1 protein-coding gene is annotated in these 1191 nt (G+C 44.3%); it reads left to right on the top strand.

The window, feature by feature from the left end; genetic code table 11:
• Positions 1–1191, top strand: a 1191-nt coding sequence (locus EO120_RS09075; RefSeq protein ID WP_206512490.1) for a collagen-flanked surface repeat-containing protein, incomplete at both ends; no start/stop codon positions are given.

Below are 1191 nucleotides of genomic sequence, written 5' to 3'. Positions count from 1 at the left end.
AAATGGAACTCATACCATTACGATTACAGATGGCAATGGTAATCAAACAAGCACAACCGTAAAAGATGGAGCTAAGGGTGATACTGGTGCCAAAGGCGATACTGGAGCACAAGGTATCCAAGGTGAAAAAGGTGAAACTGGTGCAAAAGGCGAAACAGGAGCAACAGGTAAAGACGGCGTAGATGGTAAAAATGCCACCGCTAGTGTGACTGATAATCATGATGGTACACATACGATTAGCATTACAGATGGTAACGGTGCAACAAGTACAACCACTGTAAAAGACGGCGCTACAGGAGCTAAAGGCGAAAAAGGCGATACTGGTGCACAAGGTATCCAAGGTGAAAAAGGTGACACTGGTGCCAAAGGCGATACAGGTGCAGCTGGTCAAGATGGTAAAAACGCTACAGCTGATGTAAAAGATAATGGAAATGGAACCCATACCATTACGATTACAGATGGTAATGGCAATCAAACAAGCACAACCGTAAAAGATGGTGCTACAGGAGCTAAAGGCGAAAAAGGTGACACTGGTGCCAAAGGCGATACTGGTGCCAAAGGTGATACAGGTGCAGATGGTAAAAATGCCACAGCTGATGTAAAGGACAATGGAAATGGAACCCATACCATTACGATTACAGACGGTAATGGTAACAAGACCACAACAACTGTAAAAGATGGCGCTACAGGAGCTAAAGGCGAAAAAGGCGATACTGGTGCACAAGGTATCCAAGGTGAAAAAGGTGACGCAGGTGCTAAAGGTGATACTGGAGCAGCAGGTAAAGATGGTAAAAACGCTACGGCTGGTGTTGTAGACAATGGAAATGGAACCCATACTATTACGATTACAGATGGTAACGGTACAACAAGTACAACCACTGTAAAAGACGGTGCTACTGGAGCTAAAGGTGATACAGGTGCTGCAGGTAAAGATGGCGTAGATGGTAAAAATGCCACCGCTAGTGTGACTGATAATCCGGATGGAACTCATACCATTACGATTACAGATGGTAACGGTACAACAAGTACAACCACTGTAAAAGACGGAGCCAAAGGTGACACAGGTGTAGCAGGTAAAGACGGCGTAGATGGTAAAAATGCTACGGCGGATGTAAAAGATAATGGAAATGGAACTCATACCATTACGATTACAGATGGCAATGGTAATCAAACAAGCACAACCGTAAAAGA

Origin of the sequence: Veillonella caviae (assembly GCF_003992125.1) — a bacterium.
GTDB classification, from domain to species: Bacteria; Bacillota; Negativicutes; order Veillonellales; family Veillonellaceae; genus Veillonella; species Veillonella caviae.
This window is presented reverse-complemented; position numbering and strand designations above follow the sequence as displayed.